At 41.5% G+C, this 20,301-nt stretch carries 16 protein-coding genes; 6 read left to right on the forward strand and 10 right to left on the reverse strand.

The annotated features are described in order from the left end of the window. Nucleotides 1-330, forward strand: a 330-nt coding sequence (locus tag UQ64_RS18220; RefSeq protein ID WP_209445833.1) for a transposase, incomplete at its 5' end; no start/stop codon positions are given. A 296-nt stretch (nt 331-626) separates the two neighbouring features. Here the strand turns inward: UQ64_RS18220 and gnpA are convergent. From gnpA to UQ64_RS18240, 5 genes are all read right to left on the reverse strand, one after another. Beyond that, nucleotides 627-2,795: a 1,3-beta-galactosyl-N-acetylhexosamine phosphorylase gene (gene gnpA / locus UQ64_RS18225; protein ID WP_060624962.1), complete on the reverse strand. Its 2,169-nt coding sequence runs from the start codon at nt 2,793-2,795 to the stop codon at nt 627-629. 17 nt (nt 2,796-2,812) lie between these two features. Then, nucleotides 2,813-2,980 (reverse strand): DUF6903 family protein, encoded by a 168-nt coding sequence (locus UQ64_RS31320; protein ID WP_167348498.1) that lies wholly within the window; start codon nt 2,978-2,980, stop codon nt 2,813-2,815. A gap of 9 nt (nt 2,981-2,989) precedes the next feature. Next, complete coding sequence (locus UQ64_RS18230) at nt 2,990-3,883, reverse strand: carbohydrate ABC transporter permease (RefSeq protein ID WP_060624963.1); 894 nt, start codon at nt 3,881-3,883, stop codon at nt 2,990-2,992. A 12-nt stretch (nt 3,884-3,895) separates the two neighbouring features. Further along, nucleotides 3,896-4,789, reverse strand: coding sequence for a carbohydrate ABC transporter permease (locus tag UQ64_RS18235; RefSeq protein WP_060624964.1), 894 nt, complete (start codon nt 4,787-4,789; stop codon nt 3,896-3,898). 95 nt (nt 4,790-4,884) lie between these two features. Continuing rightward, nucleotides 4,885-6,252, reverse strand: coding sequence for a carbohydrate ABC transporter substrate-binding protein (locus UQ64_RS18240; protein WP_082651188.1), 1,368 nt, complete (start codon nt 6,250-6,252; stop codon nt 4,885-4,887). 236 nt (nt 6,253-6,488) lie between these two features. Between UQ64_RS18240 and UQ64_RS18245 the strand changes: the two genes are divergently transcribed. Further along, nucleotides 6,489-7,373, forward strand: coding sequence for an AraC family transcriptional regulator (locus UQ64_RS18245; protein ID WP_060624966.1), 885 nt, complete (start codon nt 6,489-6,491; stop codon nt 7,371-7,373). A 72-nt stretch (nt 7,374-7,445) separates the two neighbouring features. Here UQ64_RS18245 and UQ64_RS18250 read toward each other — a convergent pair whose 3' ends face one another. Together UQ64_RS18250 and deoC are read right to left on the reverse strand one after the other, a co-directional pair. Beyond that, nucleotides 7,446-8,222 (reverse strand): DeoR/GlpR family DNA-binding transcription regulator, encoded by a 777-nt coding sequence (locus tag UQ64_RS18250; protein WP_060624967.1) that lies wholly within the window; start codon nt 8,220-8,222, stop codon nt 7,446-7,448. Between the two features lie 55 nt (nt 8,223-8,277). Continuing rightward, a complete protein-coding gene (gene deoC, locus UQ64_RS18255; protein WP_060624968.1) occupies nt 8,278-8,943 on the reverse strand; it encodes a deoxyribose-phosphate aldolase in 666 nt (221 codons plus the stop codon). A 409-nt stretch (nt 8,944-9,352) separates the two neighbouring features. Here deoC and UQ64_RS18260 point away from each other — a divergent pair, with 409 nt between their 5' ends. The 4 genes from UQ64_RS18260 to UQ64_RS18275 all read left to right on the forward strand — a co-directional run bounded on the left by UQ64_RS18260 (nt 9,353) and on the right by UQ64_RS18275 (nt 12,519). Further along, nucleotides 9,353-9,946, forward strand: a complete 594-nt coding sequence (locus UQ64_RS18260; protein WP_060624969.1) for a TetR/AcrR family transcriptional regulator — start codon at nt 9,353-9,355, stop codon at nt 9,944-9,946. 18 nt (nt 9,947-9,964) lie between these two features. Next, complete coding sequence (locus UQ64_RS18265) at nt 9,965-10,444, forward strand: PH domain-containing protein (RefSeq protein ID WP_060624970.1); 480 nt, start codon at nt 9,965-9,967, stop codon at nt 10,442-10,444. After that, nucleotides 10,428-11,876, forward strand: a complete 1,449-nt coding sequence (locus UQ64_RS18270; protein ID WP_245238078.1) for a PH domain-containing protein — start codon at nt 10,428-10,430, stop codon at nt 11,874-11,876. Before UQ64_RS18265 ends, UQ64_RS18270 begins: the two co-directional genes overlap by 17 nt. A 247-nt stretch (nt 11,877-12,123) precedes the next feature. Continuing rightward, on the forward strand, nt 12,124-12,519 hold the full coding sequence (locus UQ64_RS18275) for a hypothetical protein (RefSeq protein ID WP_209445834.1): 396 nt from the start codon (nt 12,124-12,126) through the stop codon (nt 12,517-12,519). Between the two features lie 124 nt (nt 12,520-12,643). Here UQ64_RS18275 and UQ64_RS18280 read toward each other — a convergent pair whose 3' ends face one another. From UQ64_RS18280 to UQ64_RS18290, 3 genes are all read right to left on the reverse strand, one after another. Further along, nucleotides 12,644-13,852, reverse strand: coding sequence for an MFS transporter (locus tag UQ64_RS18280; protein ID WP_060624973.1), 1,209 nt, complete (start codon nt 13,850-13,852; stop codon nt 12,644-12,646). 620 nt (nt 13,853-14,472) lie between these two features. Beyond that, the gene (locus tag UQ64_RS18285) at nt 14,473-15,564 is read right to left on the reverse strand and encodes an InlB B-repeat-containing protein (protein WP_156417604.1); all 1,092 of its coding nucleotides are present in this window, start codon (nt 15,562-15,564) and stop codon (nt 14,473-14,475) included. Between the two features lie 39 nt (nt 15,565-15,603). Then, the gene (locus UQ64_RS18290) at nt 15,604-20,076 is read right to left on the reverse strand and encodes an S-layer homology domain-containing protein (protein ID WP_060624975.1); all 4,473 of its coding nucleotides are present in this window, start codon (nt 20,074-20,076) and stop codon (nt 15,604-15,606) included. Nucleotides 20,077-20,301: the final 225 nt, after the last annotated feature.

A 20,301-nucleotide genomic window follows, 5' to 3' on the forward strand; every position in this document is an offset into this window, starting at 1 on the left:
AGAAATCAAATATATACTTATTATTTTGATATCGATAAGTGTAAGCAATGTCCCTATAGAGAAGGATGTTATAAAGAGGGCGCACAATCAAAAACCTATTCAGTGAGTATCAAATCCACGGAGCATAGTGAGCAGCAAACTTTTCAAGAAAGTGAATATTTCAAAGAGAGAGCAAGAGAACGCTATAAAATCGAAGCGAAGAATAGTGAACTAAAACACAGACACGGGTATGATGTAGCATCTTCCTCAGGTCTCGTTGGCATGCACATGCAAGGGGCAATGGCTATATTTGCAGTAAATCTCAAAAGAATATTGACGCTATTAAAGTAAAAAACATGAGGACATATATAAAATAAAGGCGAATTCTTACTCGAACTGGAGTCAGAATTCGCCTTTATCTATTCAGGCACATTTTACAGATTCGTAAAGTACACGTTTTTCAGTGGCCTCCGTTTCGCATGTGGTCTTCTTTCATTTGATAGTTAATCTATGGTTTATTGAATATACAAAGAGATAAAAGCGGAAGCGTTCACCTAAGCGACCACGTTAATCCTAATTAAAAGACAAAGCTGTCCCAAGTAGCCATTTTCATGGCTTTGGGACAGCTTTGTCGTGCTGATAGATTTTTAGATTTCGTACCACTTGATCTCATTCGCTTCCAGCTTGAGTGAGAAGCTAGAGCCATCACCACGATAAACGACAGTTTCCTGTGGCTCATAAGTGTTGTTCACGACGCAGTATTTACCATTCTTAACATAGGCGTGAACCTCAACATTATAGTTCTCACTGAACCAGCGGTTTAGCTCGTGGTCGCTGTGAGTACTCCAGAGGATCGCACGGTAAAGTAAGCGACTGTTCTCAAAACTATAAGGCAATCCACTGATGTAGACAGACCGTCCACTACCGAATTCATTCACTGCCAGTTGAACTTCTTTATCAACCTGACGAAGGACAGTGGTGCCTTCGAGCGCGAATATATTCTTCTTTCCTTCACCGAAATCGATAATCTTATTTCCTTTATCATCTACTCCGTAGTCTTCAGTAATAAAATGATCCTGCTCTTCCCAGTTATATTTATCATAACCTAGAGTGAATCCTTTTTCTTGCTCTACACCGAGGATACTTGCAAGCTGGAAGTACCTTCCGTTCGCTTGATGAGCTGCGGGTTCGCCCACTCCGATGAATCCTCCGCCCTCATGAACAAATTGCTTCACTGCTGTTACAATATCTGTATCCAGCCACCAATCTCCACCTGTATAAGCCGTATCGCCATCCCCTACATTCAAAATGACATCGATTCCTTTAAGGATAGAGGGGTCATTCTTAATATCATCAAAGCTAATGAATTTGACCTCAAAGGGTGCACCAGATAACGTCTCTATGATCCCTGCATAGCTATAATTTTGTTTTTGATAAAGGGCATGATGAACCATATGATTACCCCATGCACGCATTTTACCCCAGCAGTTGAGTACTGCAACGGTTTTGACACTGTAAGGTGTTGTTCCGTGTACATTATCATACAAAGTACGGAATTCATCACACACACTCTCGATGTAGCTCATGAAATCCGGAAAATCCAGTGCCAGCTTCAAATATCCACCATAACCAATTCGGTCAATCGGCTTACGAAGGATCGCCCGTCTTGCTGTGACCCAGTTTACTTTGGCTTCACGTACAGGATCTCCACCCTCATAGAATGTATCAGGGAAGAAATACGGTAGAAACCGTCCCTCTGTATAATTCACGCCAGGGATATCACTAATCAGCCGAAGGGTGGAACCGTTACCTACACTACCGACGACAGCATCTACCCCAATCGATGAGAATTCTTCCATAAATGGCTCGGTACCAATCCAGTGATCACCAAGAAACATCATGGCTGTCTTTCCATATTCGTGAGTAATATCAACTAATTCCTTAGCAAGCGCGGCAACCTCACGCCGCTGAAATGCCTGAAAGTCTTGGAACTCCTTGGTCGGAATGCGGTAGTTATTATTATAGTAGCCCTGATCAATGATGTATTCGGCTCTAAACGGATAGCCCATCTCTTGTTCAAATCGTTCAAGAATATAAGGACTAACGGATGCTGAATAACCATACCAATCCACATATTTCTCACGTGCAAGCTCATCGAAGACGAGTGTGAATTGGTGGAAGAAGGTCGTAAATCGAATGACATTGACATATGGATGTTCATCAATAAATTGACGTAGTCGTTGCATTGTGAACTCACGCGACTTCGGTTGGCGAACATCAAAGGTGATCTGGGGCTCAACATTTTCCCAACCATTCGTGACCGCATTGTACATATGAACGGGATCCCACATAATATAGGCTAGAAAACTAACCGTGTAATCGTGGAAGGGACTTGCATGAATAATAACACTGCCCGTTTCTTCGTTATAGCTCCATTGCTCAGTCGATAGTATATCTCCTGTGGTACGATCGATAACTTCCCACCAGCGCTTGATATCGTCACGAGAATTCACTTTCAGCATATCTGGATAAAATCCCTTCATTAAAGGGATGATTAGACTAGGGCCTTCAGCAGTATAAAAAGGCGTCATGAGATACATCTGCTGGATTTCATCCGGATTTGCTTTTGCCCATCCATTTTCTTTACGAGTCGTATAGTAAGTGGAATACACCTTAGCATCGATATCACGCAATTCTGCTGGGAAATCAGTACCATCGCAATCACGTACAGCATCCGCGCCCCAACGTTTCATGACTTCTATGGTTTCAGGAATAACATCCAGATCTGTTGGAATTGTGACCCGTCCTTTGTTCATCTTAAATAACTCTCCCTTTATTTAAATTTCCGATTATAGAACCAGAGAAGACCTATTAGAAGTGCAAACCCTAGCAGCATCAGTCCAAGCCCGGGTGCACCAATATTTTTTTGCCCAATAATAACGAGTACTAGCGCGAAGATGAAGACAATCAGTATCAACAAATTGCGTAACGGATTACTCATAGTAGCACCTTAACCTTTCAGCCCGCCCATGGTCATGCCTTGGGTAAGCTTCTTTTGTACTAAAATATAAAGAATAAGGGTTGGCAGCATGACTATTACTAGACCTGCATACATTTGTCCATATTCAACGGCTGATTTCTGAGCAGCCATCAGATTCATTAAACCAACTGGTAATGTTCGAAGTCCTGGCTTCGTTAGTAAAGTCATCGAAATAATATATTCGTTCCAGAAGGAGAGGAAATTAAACAAGATAACCGTTACAATGCTAGGTTTAGCCATTGGCATAATAATCTGTACCATCGTTCGGAAATATCCTGCGCCATCTACAGAAGCTGCTTCTTCAAATTCCCTAGGTAATGATTTAAAGTAGCCTGCAAGTAGATAAACAGTGAACGGAAGCGCCATTGCAGCATAGACAAGTGCTAGAATAAACAAATTATTCAAGAGAATCGGCTGTCCAAATAAATCGCGAGCAACCTTGTCACCGTTATTGAGCATCAGAAAGATTGGAACAACAATATAGTTCACATTGATAAATAATCCTGCCATAAACATCAAATTCAAGATGACACTTCCCTTGAATTTATACCTAGCAAGCACATAAGCTGCTGGTAATGCAATGACCAGTAGAAGAGCAATCGCAATCACAGTTACGATTACAGAGTTGAACATGTAACTGCCCATCTTTGCTTTCTGCCAAGCATCCGCAAAGTTCTGCAGATAAACCCCTTTTGGAAGAGCCCAAGGGTTAGCATAGAATTCTACATCCTGTTTGATGGAGGCCATGAACGCCCAAGCCACAGGAACGATAATGATAATGGCTAGTAGGATCAGCACAACATAGATGAAGGCCTTATAGAACTTATCTCTGGCCCCATGATGTATGAGTTTATTATTATTCAAGTTGTCCCCTCCTTAATATTCCAAATGTTCACGGCTCGTGACTGCGTTCAAGATAGCAGCTAGTGCGAACGAGAACAGGAACACGATGACACCGATTGCCATGCCGTAACCATACGAGGAGTTGGTATAAGCCTCTTTGTACATATAGCTCAAGAACACCTCAGTGGAACCGTCAGGACCGCCTCCAGTCATCGCCACAACGAACAGGAAACTCATATTTATCGTGCTTATGACAAAAAAGGTAAGTGTGGTACGAATATTCGTCCAGATTAACGGAATCGTAATAGTGAAAAACTGATGCATCCTGCCTGCACCCTCGAGGTCAGCGGATTCATATAAGCTTTCCGGGATATTTGCCATACTCGCCATATACATAACCATGTAATAACCGATAGCCTGCCAGATCATAGCACCTGCGAGTGAGAAAATAACGATTTTCTGATCACCCAACCAAAGTGTTGGGTCCGATGCTGCACCACGGAATAAATTCAAGATTGCATTTAAGAGTCCACTATTCGGATCATAAATTGCAGAGAAAATCGCACTGATAACGACAACAGATAAGATGTTCGGGATGTAGAAGATCACTCGTAACAAATTTTGTCCTTTCAAATTCTCACGAGAAAGCACAGACGCGAACACTAGTGCAAAAGCAAAGGTAATAATCGTAACTAAAATAATAAGTAGAAGACTGTTCTGAAATGCTTGATAAAATTTATCACTATGAAAAAGCTTCTCGAAATTTTGCAGCCCTACAAAGGTTTTGTCATCTGTGTATCCACCCCACTTGTATGTGGACATACGGAATACGTTAATTGTAGGTATGATTAGAAAAACAATGAATAGGATTACGGCGGGAGCAAGACAGAAGAAAATAAAACGCCCTTGTCCTTTCTTGATTTCCATTAGTCCATCTCCTTCTTAAGGTAAAAACAATGGTGGCCGCTTTGCGCATGCCACCATTGTTCACAGCTTGAATTGGTATCTTGCGTTGCCTTAGATTATTTTAATGCTCCACGTAATTGATCGCTTGCTTTCGTAATCGCTTCAACCCACTGTGCTTGTGTCTTTGCCTTAGTCACGAGGGAATCCACGGTACCAAATACGGTATCAGAAATACTTACCCCTTCAACCGGTTCTGTTGTAGCAAATGCACCCATAGCTGCCTTTGCACCACCGTCATAGATGCTATAGAAGAGTTTATTGTCACCTTCTAGTTTGCTAGCCATGCCTTTAATAGGTTGAACTGCACCTACTTTTGCAAAAATGCCTGCTGCTTCATCTGAGTAAAGATACGTAATAAATTGTTTTGCTAGATCTGCATTTTTAGCCTTGGCAGGAACCCAGATTTGTTCAAAGAAGGTGTAGGAGAATCTGTCACCACCAGTTTTTACAGCTGGTAGAGCAGTGAATCCCCATTTAAATCCTTCTGCACGAGGGGCTTTACCCATTTCACCAACAACCCAAGTACCGTTTGGCATAAAGATAGCTTTGTTATCAAGAATAAGCTGTTGATTCTTAGTAAAGTTATCCTTATTTCCATTCGCCGGAACTGTCTTTTCGGTATAGGTTGCTAACTTATTAATAATGTCGAATGCTTGTGTTGCTTCTGGTGATTGCCATATGCCTTCAGTGTAATTCATCGCTTTCGTGAAGAATTCAGGACCACCAACTTCATTAAGTAAAGCATAGAAGAAAGAATCAAAGTATCCGGTCGTTGGATAGGAGAACAATGCAATTCCATCAGCCTTAGCTTTGTCACCTAGTGCCCACATTTCATCCCAAGTGGTAGGGACGCTCCAGCCTTTTTCCTCAAGTAAGCCAGCATTGTAGAATAGACCCGTTGGGCTATAGAACATTGGCATCAGAAAGGTCTTTCCATCACCATAAGGGTTCGTAATGGTTGTATCCGTAAACCCAGGAATAAGCTTCTCCTTTACGGTAACACTCTCACCAGGAACAGTCATTGAAAGCACGTCTGTAAGATCAGAGAGGTTATTGTCTTTAATGAAGGTTTCTGTCAAACCTTTAGGCTGACCTACGGCAAGATGGATGACGTCAGGAAAATCTCCCGATTTCATACCAGGTCCGATAACATCTTCAAGGCTTTTGTCGATCGTTGTTTCAACTTTCACACCAGGGTTAGCTTTTTCGAATCCAGAAATTACCTCTTTCCATACATCAGATCCGTAAGCGGTTTCTAAAGCGGCTAGCTTAAGAGTACGAGTTTCGGCAGTCGAATTAGAGTTCTTCGATGTGTTGGTGGCATCTGTAGATGTGGAACTAGAATTACTTTCAGTATTACCACCACAGGCCGCAAGACTTAGAGACAGTGCAGCTGTAAGTGCAAGGCTAAGAACTTTTCTCATAATAACCCTCCATATTTATCTTTTATTGGTACTGTAAGCCGCATACGTAAGAGCTTTCTTACTCATTTATCTTATCCGATCGTTCAAGTTTCTTTCAACAAACATGTTGTCGTTCATTTTATATATCTTGCTATTATAAAAAATAAATATAAATTATAAACTCACCCAATTTATTGTTATGTAATCTAGTAATTATGGTAGAGTAAAGTTATATCATCGTAAAGGACTGACCTCAATTGGGAAATGTACGCTATTGGCTACCTGGTAAAGGACGTGGAGAAATTCCCGCTAAGTTAATCTATGTCAGTTCCTCTATTTATGAAGGTGATTGGTCCAGCATGCGTCATTCTCATAATTTTGCGGAGCTGTTTTATGTCCGAAGCGGGCGGGGGAATTTCATTGTAGAGAATGAAATCTATCCGGTGAAACAGGATGATCTGGTCATCGTGAACCCGAATGTGGAGCATACCGAGTTATCCGTTAGTAGTGATCCTCTAGAGTATGTCGTGCTTGGGGTTGAGGGGATGAGCTTTGACTTTGGGGACCAAAGTGGTAGCCGTAATCATGAGATCATCAATTATCGAAATCAGAGGGATGAACTATTCTTCTATTTCAACGCCATGCTTCGGGAAACAGAAAATAAAGAGGATAACTATGAGGATATTTGTCAAAACTTACTAGAGGTCGTAGTCACTATATTAATGCGAAACTCAGGTCATCCAATTTTAGTCGTGGCTACTCAAAGGGTCAACAAGGTATGTAGCCGGATCAAACGTTATATTGATTCGAACTATTCAGAGGAGATTTCGCTTGACTATCTGGCAGAAAAAGCACATTTTAGTAAGTATTATCTGGTGCATACCTTCGCTAAATATTATGGCATGTCACCCATCAATTATTTAATTGAGGTCAGGCTTCGTGCGAGCAAGGAGTTATTAGAAACCACGGATCTTTCTATTTCTCAAATTGCCGAATCCACTGGTTTTTCTTCTCAAAGCTATTTTTCACAAAGCTTCCGCCGTAGCTGTGACCTAACTCCACGCGATTACCGACTTCTAGCCAAGAAATCGGGTTCAATGACGAGCGGAGAAATGTTTAATAATTCCGAGAAAAAATCCTAAAACCCAAACAAAAAATATATATCCCCTCATGGAACAGCGCGCACCGATTGAGTATCGGCACGCGCTGTATTTCTAAGCTAGATAAAGAGAAATATTTAATTGTTTGATTTTCTCAATCCACTCTTCTGATAAACCTTTATCGGTTACAATCGCATCAAAATCATTTAACGAAGCAAAGTAAGTGGATTTAACCATATCAAACTTAGAGGAATCAATCACTAAAATTCTCTCAAGGGCACAATTAATTGCCGCATTCTTTGTGTCCACTTCACAACTGTTCGTGCAAGTAATGCCTAATTTAGCATTAACTCCAGCAGCAGAAATAAATGCTTTTGTTGTTCGTGTTCTACTTATTAAATCCAACCCTTCTCTGCTTTCAAACATTTGAAGTTCTGGACGGTAATGACCACCAATAAGAATAAAATCCTTAAATCCTTTTTTATGAATCTCAATTAATGCGTTCATAGTACAGCAAACAATTTCCACAGAATGATTTGACGGAATATGTTCGATGATTTGAGCTGTTGTTGTACCAATATCAATAAAAATAATATCGTTAGGCTCGATTAGTGAAGCTGCTAACTTACCTATATTATATTTTTCTGATGCTCGATTATTTTTTTGAGTTGTCAAATCATATTCATCTTGTTTATTCTCATTAGGGTCAGAACCATTATAAATAACCGCACCTGAAACAACTTGAACGATTTTATTTTCTTTTAGATATTTAATATCTCGGCGAACAGTCATTTCTGTGACATCAAGTTGATGTGAAAGTTCTTTGATGGATGCGCCACTTTTATTTTTTAGGATTGATACAATTGTATTTACTCTCTCTTGCTTATCCATGCCGGTTCATCCTAACTACTAATAATAAAGTATAATTATCAGAATTATACCATATCTAATACCCCAATACTTCCTGCCCTTTTACAATTTTAACGATGGCACTAGTTCCTAACCGGTCTGCGCCCAAATCAATAAATGCTTTAGCATCATCCAAAGAGCGAATACCTCCAGCTGCTTTAATCTTCACATTCTCACCTATGTTCTGTGCAAACAGGCTGACATCCTCTTTGGTTGCTCCAGCTTTTGAGAATCCAGTGGATGTTTTGATATAATCAGCTCCAGCTTTTGTAACAAGCTCACATACTTTCACTTTTTCCTCTTGTGTAAGCAAACAGGTTTCAACAATTACCTTTAATACTCTACTTCCACATGCATTTTTAATGGCATGTATTTCGTCGCAAACTTCCTCATAACGTCCGCTTTTTAAGAAGCCCACATTGATCACCATATCAATTTCTGATGCTCCATTTGTAATTGCATCCGTTGCTTCAAATACTTTAACGGCTTGTGTACTATAACCATTCGGAAATCCGATAACTGTACATATTGCTATTTTGCCTTCTACATAATTTGCAGCTTCTCTAACATAAGCACTTGGGATGCAAACACTGGCCGTTTGGTATTTCATCGCATCATCACATAAATTCTTTATATCATCCCATGTAGCAGTAACATCTAGCAGGGTATGATCTACTTTTGCTAATATATCCTTAACATCCATTCTATTCACTTCTCCCTTTATATTTAATTATGAAACATTTAAAATGTTACTATTCTAACAATTGTTGTTGCACTACAAAGAACTAGTTCCTCCATAGCCATTGATGTAGATGAATAACCGATCTCTGGGTGCGTGCAACTGCAACTAATTAGTGCTCCTAATATGTATCGGTATAAGTTACAATCCCTCTGTTTCCCGCTACAAATCAGGTTTTTCCCCAATAACTTACAGGAACAATTACTTGTTCTGAATCACACTCCTCCTTCTAATAACTCCAGGATATTTCACATGTTATATTACCAATATAGATTGTTATATTAATAACATATGTTTGAATTATAACATATTTATGAATATAGTCAATTCTTTTCATTTGACACAATTAGTACGATCGTACTAATATGAAATCATGGATAAACAAAAAACAAATCGTCGAACACAAATTATTGAAGATGCTGTGGAATTACTCGTTGAAGAAGGCTATGTGAATGCTTCTATTGGGAACATTGCTAAGAGAGGTGAAATTAGTAAAGGAGTGATGACGTATCACTTTCCCAATAAAGAAGAACTGATGAAAGCAGTAGTGGAATATTGCTACGAACGTGGAGCTCTTTTCATGGAGAAGTCGATGGAAGGTTTAGTAGATAATGCACCTATGGTGCTACGTGGCTATATCGAATCAAACTTAAGATTCATGTTCGAAAACAGAAAATATGTGCTGGCAATTATTGAAGTTGTCTCTAATGCCCGAACTGAAAACGGTGAGTTGCTTTTTAAGGATGACAATGGAACCATCTACGAACCGCTCGTAGAAATATTTAAGTGGGGGCAAGAGGGTGAGGGAAGCTTTAGAGCATTCACTCCTATCATTATGGCTAAAACGCTACGAAGTGTAATCGATTCAATGGGGCCTCGGATTGCAAAGGATGACATATCAGACATGGAGAAAACCATAACGGAAATTGCGGATACGTTTGATTTTGCAACAAGGAAGAATGTTTAAGACATAAGGAGTGAGCTTGTGAATAATACTGATTTTTTACGGTTAGACGAGAAAGTTATAGCTGCTAGAAAGCTGGAAGGAATCATCTCCGCATGTGTATATGCCGCTATTGTCCTTGCATTAATCTACTGTACTTTTGCCTTCCAATGGCCTAAATGGATCGTCATGCTTATCACAGGTATTATGATCGTTTCGATTCCTTTCGAATTGTACTGGATACCCATGTGGAAATATCGTATATGGCGCTACAAGGTGAATGAAACAAGTATTCAAATTCAAAAAGGCATCCTATTTAAGAAAAAAATTCTAATCCCCATGGGAAAAGTACAGCATGTTGGTGCAAAACAAGGACCTATTCTTAAAAAATATGGTTTATATACCGTGACATTTGCTACGGCCGTAGGTAGTCATGATATTCCAGGATTGAATGAAGAATCTGCCAACTCTATCCGCAGAGAAATTGAAATAAATGCGAGGTTAGATGATGAGCAAGTCTAAAAACAATAAGAACAAACATCTCCATCCTGCCTCCATACTTTACTTTATCGTTACGGCAGCTAAGGAATCTGTATCATTCATTTGGATATTCCCATTACTGGTTTTGTTTGTTCATGAACAAATGAGTGACCAAATTCCAACAGTAGTAATCGGCGTAGTTGCATGTGGGTTCTTGCTAATGATGTTCCTAGTGATCGCATTTCTTAAATGGAGAGCATTTACGTATGAGATCGGTGATAAGGTGATATATATCCGATCTGGCTTATTCGTTATTAAGAAAAGATGGGTTACACCTGATCGTATCCAATCCATTGACTCTACAATTCGCATATATGACCATTTATTATCAACGCGATCATTGACCCTCGAACTTGCGGGAGCAGATGAGGCCAGTATCACGATGAGCTGCATCTCAAGTGAAGAAGAACAGCATATTCGTGCAACTTTACAGATGCATTTAGAGATTGATTCGAAAGATTCAAACCATGAATCTATTATTCAATTATCTAAAAATGATTTAATCTTGCATAGTTTTCTATCGCCTAAATTCGGCATCATCTTAACGATACTATCTCTCGGACTACTTAAGTATTGGGATATGATGAGAGAAGTCGACCATAATACGTTATTTACTTACTTGTCTAGCTGGTTTGGGACGAATTGGATTATCACAACAATCGTTCTAATACTTCTTATATCGTTTGTGCTTTCATTGCTGCTTACTTTTGGGAGCGATTATCATTTTTACATGAAGAAGAATAGTAAGGGTGAGCTTGAAATTGAACAAGGACTGTTTGAAAAGAAACATCGAACGATTTCCCCCGATCGTATACAGGCCATACAAATCATTGAGCGACCATTGCATCGCTTATTGGGGTATGTATCTATTCAGGCGGTTGTCATACGTAATAGCAAAGATGAACAGCATGAAAAAACCATTTCTATTTTACCTCTTATTAAAAAAGCTAAGGCATCATCAATACTCGAGTCCTTTACTGGCTATGAGCAAAGCCGAGACCTTCATCCACTCACAAAAGGAGCTACATTTCATTACATCGTTCTCCCATTTATAGTTGGGCTGCTTATAACAGTTCCGATTATTTTGTTCGTACCGACTCACTATCGCTATTTTGCATCGATTGTACCTGTTGCTCTCTTATCCCTTGGCTGGATGGAATACCGAAAGATGAGTTGGAACCAAGGTGACCATTATTTAACTGTTCAATACGGGATCCTATCTCGTAAAACCGTCATTATTAAACGAGGAAGAATTCAATGGGTATCTATACGTCAAACCACGTTACAAGAACGAAAGCAATTGGCATCAATCAAGATTATGATTGCTTCAGGAAAAGAAAATGTCAAATATTCATTGAATCATATTCCATCTGATGCGGCGCTCCGTATTTACCAGAACACTCTAAAAACTTAAGACTTGAGAAAGAAAAACTTCTCATCACGTTCTTTCAAACTAGAGATTAGTGAGTGTTTTCTAACGCCTATACACCAATAGATGGGCAGGAGCATAGACTTTAGATATCTGTTAATTAATTTGAGATATCTAAGGAGGTTAATAAGTGGGATATTTTTATTTCAGAAATCCGCATTATGTGAGCCCATGTCGTAGTTTCCCCCCATTCCAACCAATGATTCCAGGTGGTACCCAATCACTCGGACCAATGCCCATATATCCTGGAAGCGGCACCCAACAGCAACAGCCAGGAATGCAGACGCATTCTAGTGGTGGCCCAATATTTGCATATCTAACCATCACTGATATTCAACCTTTCCTCGGAAAATGGGGAATTTTCACCTTAAGTAGTGGTCAAAAGGTTGTAGCCTATGTCAATACAGTTAATGCCGATTCAATTAGTGTGCTATTTGCAGATGGCAAAAGTGCTGTCATTGACGTAAAAATGATATCCATGGCTGAAGGGCCATTCCCCTCAATGCCAGCTACTCCTGGTAGTGGATCTGGCGGGGGAACTGGTAGTGGTCCGGGGAGTGGTTCTGGTAGCGGCCCTGGTAACTGCACTTGGAAAGAAATCCCCGGTCTTGGTTGGATTTGCATATAATAACTCTAGATCCGTTTGTGAGATTTCTCCTTCCGACGGATTTTTTTTGTGTTATTTTACTAGATTGATTTTTGATATACGAAAAGGCCACCGGATCATTTCCGGCGACCTCTATGACTTCTCCTCAGGTTAAGTTATGTTGCTGAGCGATAACTGCTTCTTGACTTTGCTGATCTAACTTAAAGCATATCAACGCAATCACACATGCCGATATCGCCAGGATAGAAGCAGCAATAGGAAGGGAGATTAATCCTCCATGCCCGGCAACCACTCCACCAATCGCAGATCCGCCTGCGATTCCCAGGTTAGACGCTACTGGATTCAACGATGCAGCAAGATCCTTCGATCTTGGTGAATACTGCTTGGCCAAATCTATCAAATAGAGCTGGGCCGGTGCGCTCACAATACTCGACATTACGGCTAGCATCATTAGTACGATCATTCCTAGAACCGAGATCGATGCGGTCATACTAAAGACGATATAGACCACAGCTTGGATAAGAAATACGAATCTAAGCTTGCTTACCGCATTTCCGGTCGCAACCTTGCCTCCAATCCAGTTGCTGACAATCGTGGCAATCCCGTATACAAACAGCACACCACTAACCGAGCTCTTAGGAATATTCATCACTTGCTCCAGGAATGGTGTAATGTACGTGTACATCACAAACACCGCTCCCACTGCCGTAACTGGAATGAGAAATGCAAGAATAATGCGTCCATTTGTGAGCAGTTCGATCTGATCCTTAAGTGAGCTAGGAACAGGCTTCGGTAGTTTTCGTGGAATATAGGCATAATTTAGTGCTATGGCAATTCCACATAATACCCCATTTAGAATAAATGCTGCAGGCCAGTTGAAATACTGCCCTACAAAAGTGCCGATCGGTACACCAAATACATTTGCAACAGCGAAGCCGCTCAAAATAGTAGCAATCGCTTTGCCTCTTTTCTCCGGGTCCACCGCTTCATTCGCTACCGTAATGGCTACAGAAAGAACAAAACCACATAGTACGGCAGTAACTATTCTAGTCACTAGCAGCATACTGTAGGTTCCAGTTATAGCACTCCACAAATTCAGTAGCAGAATCAATACAAGCGACACAAGAATCGTAATCCGTTTCGGAATACGGCTGAACAAGGACATCATAATGGGTGTGCCAATGGCATAAGCGATCGCGAAACCAGATACCAGCCCCCCGGCTGTCGCTAGCGTTACTCCGAGGCTCGAGGATATTTCCGAGAGTAAACCAACAATAATATACTCCGTCGTACCGAGAATAAACGCCATAAAAGTAAACGAGAAAATCAATGCGTTCTGTCGTGATGTTTTCATGGTGCTCTCCATCCTACTTATCTCTATTTTTATAAGAACATACCTACTCATAATACTCATTTAGACTATATTGATCAATCGTATTTTTTGTACCACAATGACGCACCACCCATTGCGCATAAAATAGAAGCTTCCCACAAGTTCAATGAACTTATGAGAAGCTTCTAATCATTTTACCTTATGTGGGAAAATGTAGGGAAATCGACTTCCCTTACAGCTAAACCCTTGTTACAGCAAGGTTTTTTTGCTGTATTACATCATGCCGCCGACATGCAGACCACGATTCATAACTTGCTGAATAAGTGGTACGTGGTCGTCGCCACGAGTATCCATTGTTAACGAGCAAAAATACAATAAACCGGTAGGGTCATGAGGGTAAGCGGCAAATACTTGCGCCATTTGGTTCGTATCTTTAGGGTCATCTTTGTACGAATGATATTGCTGGTTACAGTACGTTATTCGGACTTATCTGCAAGAGAACTAACTGATACGCAGAAGTAAAAAGGAAAAAACGCATCAGCGGAAACGGGCGGGACATGAATGGATCATGTCCCGCCCGTTTGCTTGCATTTCATTTTAGTTTCCGCTGCTATCCACCATATCGCCGGCTATTGATTACTTTAATTGCTAATTAACTCTTCTAGTTTGTCCTTACTTGGTATCATTCTCATTCTAAAAAGCGCGTATTTAAGATTATGATTTGCTAAATCAATTTCCTCTTGAAGTGCGCTCGGGTTTTCGGATACTTCTTCAGCGTTTGCAAGAGCATCTAAGAGCTCTGCTTTTCCTGTTTCTAGATATTGATCAACATTCAGTTTTTGGGCAAATTCAATATTGGCATCAAGCAAAGCTTTATTCACCTCAGGAGTACTTCGCAAAGCAAATTTAGCGTATACGGTAGAATTTGCGGTAACAGCTGTTTCGGTTGTAAATTCATATTCAAATGTATTGTCGTCCAAAAACCAACCTTCAAATACAAAACCGCCCAATAATGTTGATCTTGGAAGCATAGGCATTGTTTCACCATGCAAAATTCCCGTAATCGGGTTGACCGCACTACCTCCATTGACTTCAAAAATTACAGTATGCCTTACTGAAGCTGTATCAATCCATTTAGCGTAAAGAGCTGTATTTGCGTTTATTCGTGTTCGGTTAGTAAATTCAAGAGCAAAAGTATTGTTGTCCGTGTACCAGCCTAAAAAAACATATCCATCTCTGGTTGGCGACTGCAGAGTAATGCTCGTATTCTTAGGTATCGCTGTAATCGAATCAACTGCACTGCCACCGTTTGAGTTAAAGCTAATCGTATATTTAACCGGTTGAGCTTCTTTCGTATTATAAACCTCGAATTCGCAAATGCTTGGAATATCTCCTTCAGCCATTGCAACAAACAGTCGTACTTTTTGTGCCTGTACAGGTTCAAATGTAAATGCATTAGACCCTATAGCAAAGCCAGCTGCATTAATCACATCAGGCAAACTTGATGTGCATTCGACAGTCGTCGTTGTTCCAATCGTTTTGGGTAGGTCCAACCTACTAGATACAACATTCGTTGCATCATTTCCATTCAGGATTAGCTCTTCAGAAAGATATAATAAGTCCTCCTGGATGCCGTTATCTGGATTCATCGCATGTACAGAAGAAAAACTCGGGAAAATCGCTGCCATCAAAATAACCCCAGATAGTATCGTGCTAATCATTTTTATTTTCACTCCATTCACTCCCCGTAAATGTATTCCGGACGTTGGCGGTCATCTTTTATACAAGTTATAAAGCACTACAGCTGCCTGCGCTCTGGTTGTCGTTCCTTTCGGATCAATTCCACTGCCGGTGCCCGATATAATTCCTTCTCTTACCAATGACGCTATGCTCTCTAATGCATAACCAGAAATTTTCTCCACATCGGCAAATGAATCCAAGTCAGACTTATCCCCTTGGCTAGGCGCTTTCCCTGCAATCTTCAACGCTCTATCTATCAGTACGATCATATCCTGTCTGCTAATCTCGGATTCCGGATAAAAATGATTGTTTCCTGCACCGGTTGCCAAGCCCAATGCCTTGGCTATTGCAATCTGCCTAAAATAGTAGGCATCCTCTGCCACATCATGAAAGTTATTGTTGGCATCAGCGCTAAGCTCCAAGATATCTACTAACAGCTTCAAGAAACCCCCTCTTGTTATACTCTTTTCAGGTGAATAGCTAGTTTCACTTGTTCCATTTATTATGCCTTTGGATGCAAGTACCGATATCTGTTTTTCAGCCCATTTAACGTTTAATGTATCGTCAAATGTCTTCTTAACAAAACCTACCGCATAGGTTCCATTTGCTTGTCCTGATACTGTAACTGTTCCGGTTGCTGCATCATATTTGCCATTCGCTTTTATCACAATTGAACCGTCATTCGCTACTTCATAAACTACAATATGTTCAGAATCAGCCCATTCCTGTTCATTTGGATCATAATTTATAGACACTTTTGCGGTTGCATTTGTTTTTTTATGATTTTGCAAAAGTTTCACATCTACAATCGGTCTATCTCCTACAAGTCGCTGTATCTCCTTAATCCAAAGATTTTTATCAGCAATACTTATGATCAAATCGATCTTGCTGTTTCTATCAGTTGCCAGCTCTTTTACGACATGATTCAGTAATGTAACGCTGCCAATTGCTGTTTCCAGCACAATATCAGCCTTTTCCTTTGCTGCCGAATCTAAAGGTATGGTTATCGTATATTGTTGTATATCTTCCTTGCTATTAAGACTTACAGTTATTCGCTTACTTCCATCTTTTTTGACCTCAGCAGCTTTTATAGCCGCATCCATATCCCGCTCACCGATCTCTAGAATTACATTTCCGGCTTTGTTCGGTTTTAGATTTTCAACAACAATTCCGCCTTTCGATATTTCTGGTGTTGATGGTGTTGGCTGTGTCGGCTGTGTGGGTTGTGTGGGTTGTGTGGGTTGTGTGGGTTGTGTTGGGTCTGTTGGTCCTGTCGGTGTATTCTCTACCCATCTCGCATACAGAGTAATGTTTCCCGTTACTTTGTCCGTTGAAAGATTCCATGCGTTTTTAAATGTCGATTCTTTATACCAACCGTTAAAGACATATCCTGTTCTGGCAGGAATGGGTGTCGTGATCGCGCTGCCGCTAGTAACATTTGTCAGGGTAGAAACATCGCTGCCACCATTGCTGTTGAATGTTACGGTATAGGTGGTTGGCAATGTCGTGCCCAAACGATCGATTACACTTTGTAGTTCGATTTTTGCCATATCGATTTCAGCCTGTAATACATTCACTTCAGCTAACGTTTCCTTCGCCACCGCCAATGCCTCCTGAAATACTCCCCATACTTCGTCGGGCATATCGCCTTGCGCGAAGTCCTCATATAAGTTATACAAGTGGTTCAATTCCGTCTTGTTGCCTGTAAAACTCAATAAATGCACTTTCCCAAGAAGGTTTTCATAGGCAGCCGTGATTTCTACTTCGGATGCATCATCCTTCATATAGATTACATATGCTTCTTCCAGCGCTTTTTCGATAGCTTCCTTGACCACTGGTACGAGATAGGGATATTCCAGCGTTAATTTCTGTTCTTCAACATAATCGATTAAATCCTTAATCTCCCTTTTGTCCGTAGATGCACTATTAACAGACTCTTCAATTCGGAAAGAATACACCTCTACATAGCGATTAGACGACGCTTGGTTTTTGCTGTCCTGCACCTCAATTTTGATCGTGTGCTGACCGCCTCCCAAATCTTCCGAACGGAACAACAAAGCTCCTGTTTCTCGGCTCGTCGAATACAGATCTACGTTCGTCACGTATTGGCCGTCGATATAGACATCGGCAATGCCGTGATCGTCGCCGATAACGCTATACCATTCGATGAAATTGCCTGTAAAGCTGTGACTAGCCGTTGCTCCCGCCACTGTTGAATCGATCGATTTATTGGAATCTCTAGTCGTCCACGTGCCAGTCTTCACGATAGCCGGGTCGTTTCCGTAGACCGTTGTCACTTTCGGCAGCACTTTGATCGTTATGAGCCTCTCCGCAACGATAGCCGCATTTGATTTGGCTCTGGCGACAACCTTAACCATTCCTGCAGTCTGATTGGATGTCAACAAACCATTAATGTCGATCGCGGCGAGAGTTGTGGCGCTGCCGTCAACGGTTGTGACAGACCATTCGACCGATTTGTCGCTTGCGTATTGCGGAATGACGGAAGCTATCATCTGCATAGACGATGATAATCCTATGTCATCGCTTTCGCTAGAAATCAGCACTTTTTTTACCGAATATATGTCTTCAGGCGGCTCACCGCTATTGTTATAAACCTTAAATGCATCCAATTGCGCCTCTTGGGCTCCGGACTTATACACCACTTTGATTTGATGGGTCCCGTATGACAGATCCGTCTTTTTGTAAGCTTCGAATTGGTTTTGTTCAGGTGTACCGTTAAAGGCTCCGCTGCCCGTAATTGTGCCCGTCACGATATCTCCATCCATATAGACGTCCATATTCACCGACCATGGCGCTTTTTTGCCGATAACACCAATGCCGGTACCCGTAAACTCAAATTCGACGGATGGTGATGCCGCCGTATTCTTGGAATAATGGGTATCATTGTTATAGTAACCGCTGTAGATGTCCGGGCCATAGGTCCAGCCGGTATCCTCCGAGTACTTGATCCGGGTGTCGTTATCGTTCACCAACACTTCCGGCTCGTACTCTGCTTGATGGATCGCTTTCTTCAACGCAAAGAGAGCTTGAATGGTGGAATCACCGATCGTGCCGCCCTCCCACATTTTGATGTTAAGGGCAACGGGCACCTTTCTCTCTGACGCGCTTTTCACTTTGGCAATCAACGTATTCGTATTAACCGTCAGATCAATCGTTTCGTTCTGACTTGTTATGCCCCAGTTATCGTTATTCAGCATCGGCATCCCCACTTGCTGCAGGCCTGCTTCTCTGCCCCCCTGGAATATACCGTCCGTCGTAGGCTCCGTAATGTCTCCCCAAGTGCCTTCGCCAAAGATCATATCTTGGAAATCGGTGATCTTCGTCCCTTCCCAGGAATTATAAGATACAATCCGATTCGGGTTGCCCGCCTTTGTCGCGATGGCCATTCTCTCAAACGGCGCAGGATAATAGACGCAGCCATCGTCGAAAAACCAGCCGTCCAAATTCGTTCCCAGAGTTGTGCCTATTTCCTTAACGACTTTTTCCCAGTTATTAATAAATGTACTGCGATCCCCGACTCCGTATTTTGTAAAATCGTTTGGCCAATTTTGTTTCGCCTTCCAATTCGGCTCCTGCTGAATGCCTTGGTGGTAATACAAGTAAAAGTCGATGCCTCTGGCCTTGGTGGCTGCGGCGATTTCACCCACCAAATTGCGTTCCGTCGTCAGCGAAGAATCGCCCATGATGTCGTCAACCGCCTGCACAGGCATTTGCATTCTGTATTGCCACCAAGTGATCGACCAGATGACGAAACTTGCGCCCGTATCTTCCAACATGTCTACAAACGCTTCGACATCAAAATCATTCGTGGAATCTTCCGCGTTCTTTTTCGATCCGAATTGCGGATACCCCCATGTGCCGTACTGGAAAAACAAACCGTAGCCGGAATTGCCGAATTTGGCCCGTTGCTCGCTTCCATCGGTTTTATAAGAGGCTGCCCTGTCCAAGTATGCCGCCTTGTCGGAAAGGCGGATCATATCGAGCCCCTTAATGGAAATATTCTGATTAGCGCTTGTCACCTTCGTAAGCGTAATCGTGCTTTCCCCTGGCGGGATTTGCAGTACGCCGACTTCCGCTACTTCCCAGCCGTTGTGCAATTTAGTGAAATTCGATTCAGTAGAGGATTGATGTTGCGTAACGGTCAGTTTGAACTGCGTACCTGCCGATGCTTTTAAATGCAGCCAAACAAAATAATCGGTTGTTTCGCTCAAATCCGAACGCACAGTCCATTTCAAATCGTCGCTGCTTCTTGCACCAAAATTGTTTATCCAAAAATATTTCGGCACCCCTGCGTTAAATATGGTGATAGCATCGTCCCGTTCCGCCGCCGCCGCCGGCAGCATCTCCAAATTATCGATCATTCTTGCCGGGTTAAGCACAATCGTTCCGCCTTGCTGGGCTTGTGCTGACACATTCGCCGCGGGCAGGAACGGAAGTACCAAAACTAACACCAATACCATCGCCAACCACTTTTTTGCTCTCATTTTTCATTTTCCTCCCTCTTATTTTCACTCATGATAGATGCTAATCCTTTATGGCATAACGGTCGCACCTGCTTCCAACATATTTGAAAGCGCTTCCGTTTAATAGCATTAAGCAGAGTTTATGGTGAGAACGTCTCAATGATTGGCCTTCGTGCTGTTAGAATATGGGTTCCGTTATTTCAAAAAATATGGCCTCTTCACCTCCTCCAGCGGACATCCTGAGCT

The organism is Paenibacillus etheri, assembly GCF_001012825.1.
Taxonomy (GTDB): domain Bacteria; phylum Bacillota; class Bacilli; order Paenibacillales; family Paenibacillaceae; genus Paenibacillus_AQ; species Paenibacillus_AQ etheri.

Bases quoted from the DNA above. Each gene is read 5' to 3' on its own strand.
- gnpA (WP_060624962.1), bottom strand. From the start codon at position 2,795: ATGAACAAAGGACGGGTCACAATTCCAACAGATCTGGATGTTATTCCT.
- deoC (WP_060624968.1), bottom strand. From the start codon at position 8,943: ATGGATGTTAAGGATATATTAGCAAAAGTAGATCATACCCTGCTAGAT.
- UQ64_RS18260 (WP_060624969.1), top strand. From the start codon at position 9,353: ATGGATAAACAAAAAACAAATCGTCGAACACAAATTATTGAAGATGCT.
- UQ64_RS18240 (WP_082651188.1), bottom strand. From the start codon at position 6,252: ATGAGAAAAGTTCTTAGCCTTGCACTTACAGCTGCACTGTCTCTAAGT.
- UQ64_RS18270 (WP_245238078.1), top strand. From the start codon at position 10,428: ATGATGAGCAAGTCTAAAAACAATAAGAACAAACATCTCCATCCTGCC.
- UQ64_RS18250 (WP_060624967.1), bottom strand. From the start codon at position 8,222: ATGGATAAGCAAGAGAGAGTAAATACAATTGTATCAATCCTAAAAAAT.
- UQ64_RS18275 (WP_209445834.1), top strand. From the start codon at position 12,124: ATGCCCATATATCCTGGAAGCGGCACCCAACAGCAACAGCCAGGAATG.
- UQ64_RS31320 (WP_167348498.1), bottom strand. From the start codon at position 2,980: ATGAGTAATCCGTTACGCAATTTGTTGATACTGATTGTCTTCATCTTC.
- UQ64_RS18290 (WP_060624975.1), bottom strand. From the start codon at position 20,076: ATGAGAGCAAAAAAGTGGTTGGCGATGGTATTGGTGTTAGTTTTGGTA.
- UQ64_RS18280 (WP_060624973.1), bottom strand. From the start codon at position 13,852: ATGAAAACATCACGACAGAACGCATTGATTTTCTCGTTTACTTTTATG.
- UQ64_RS18235 (WP_060624964.1), bottom strand. From the start codon at position 4,789: ATGGAAATCAAGAAAGGACAAGGGCGTTTTATTTTCTTCTGTCTTGCT.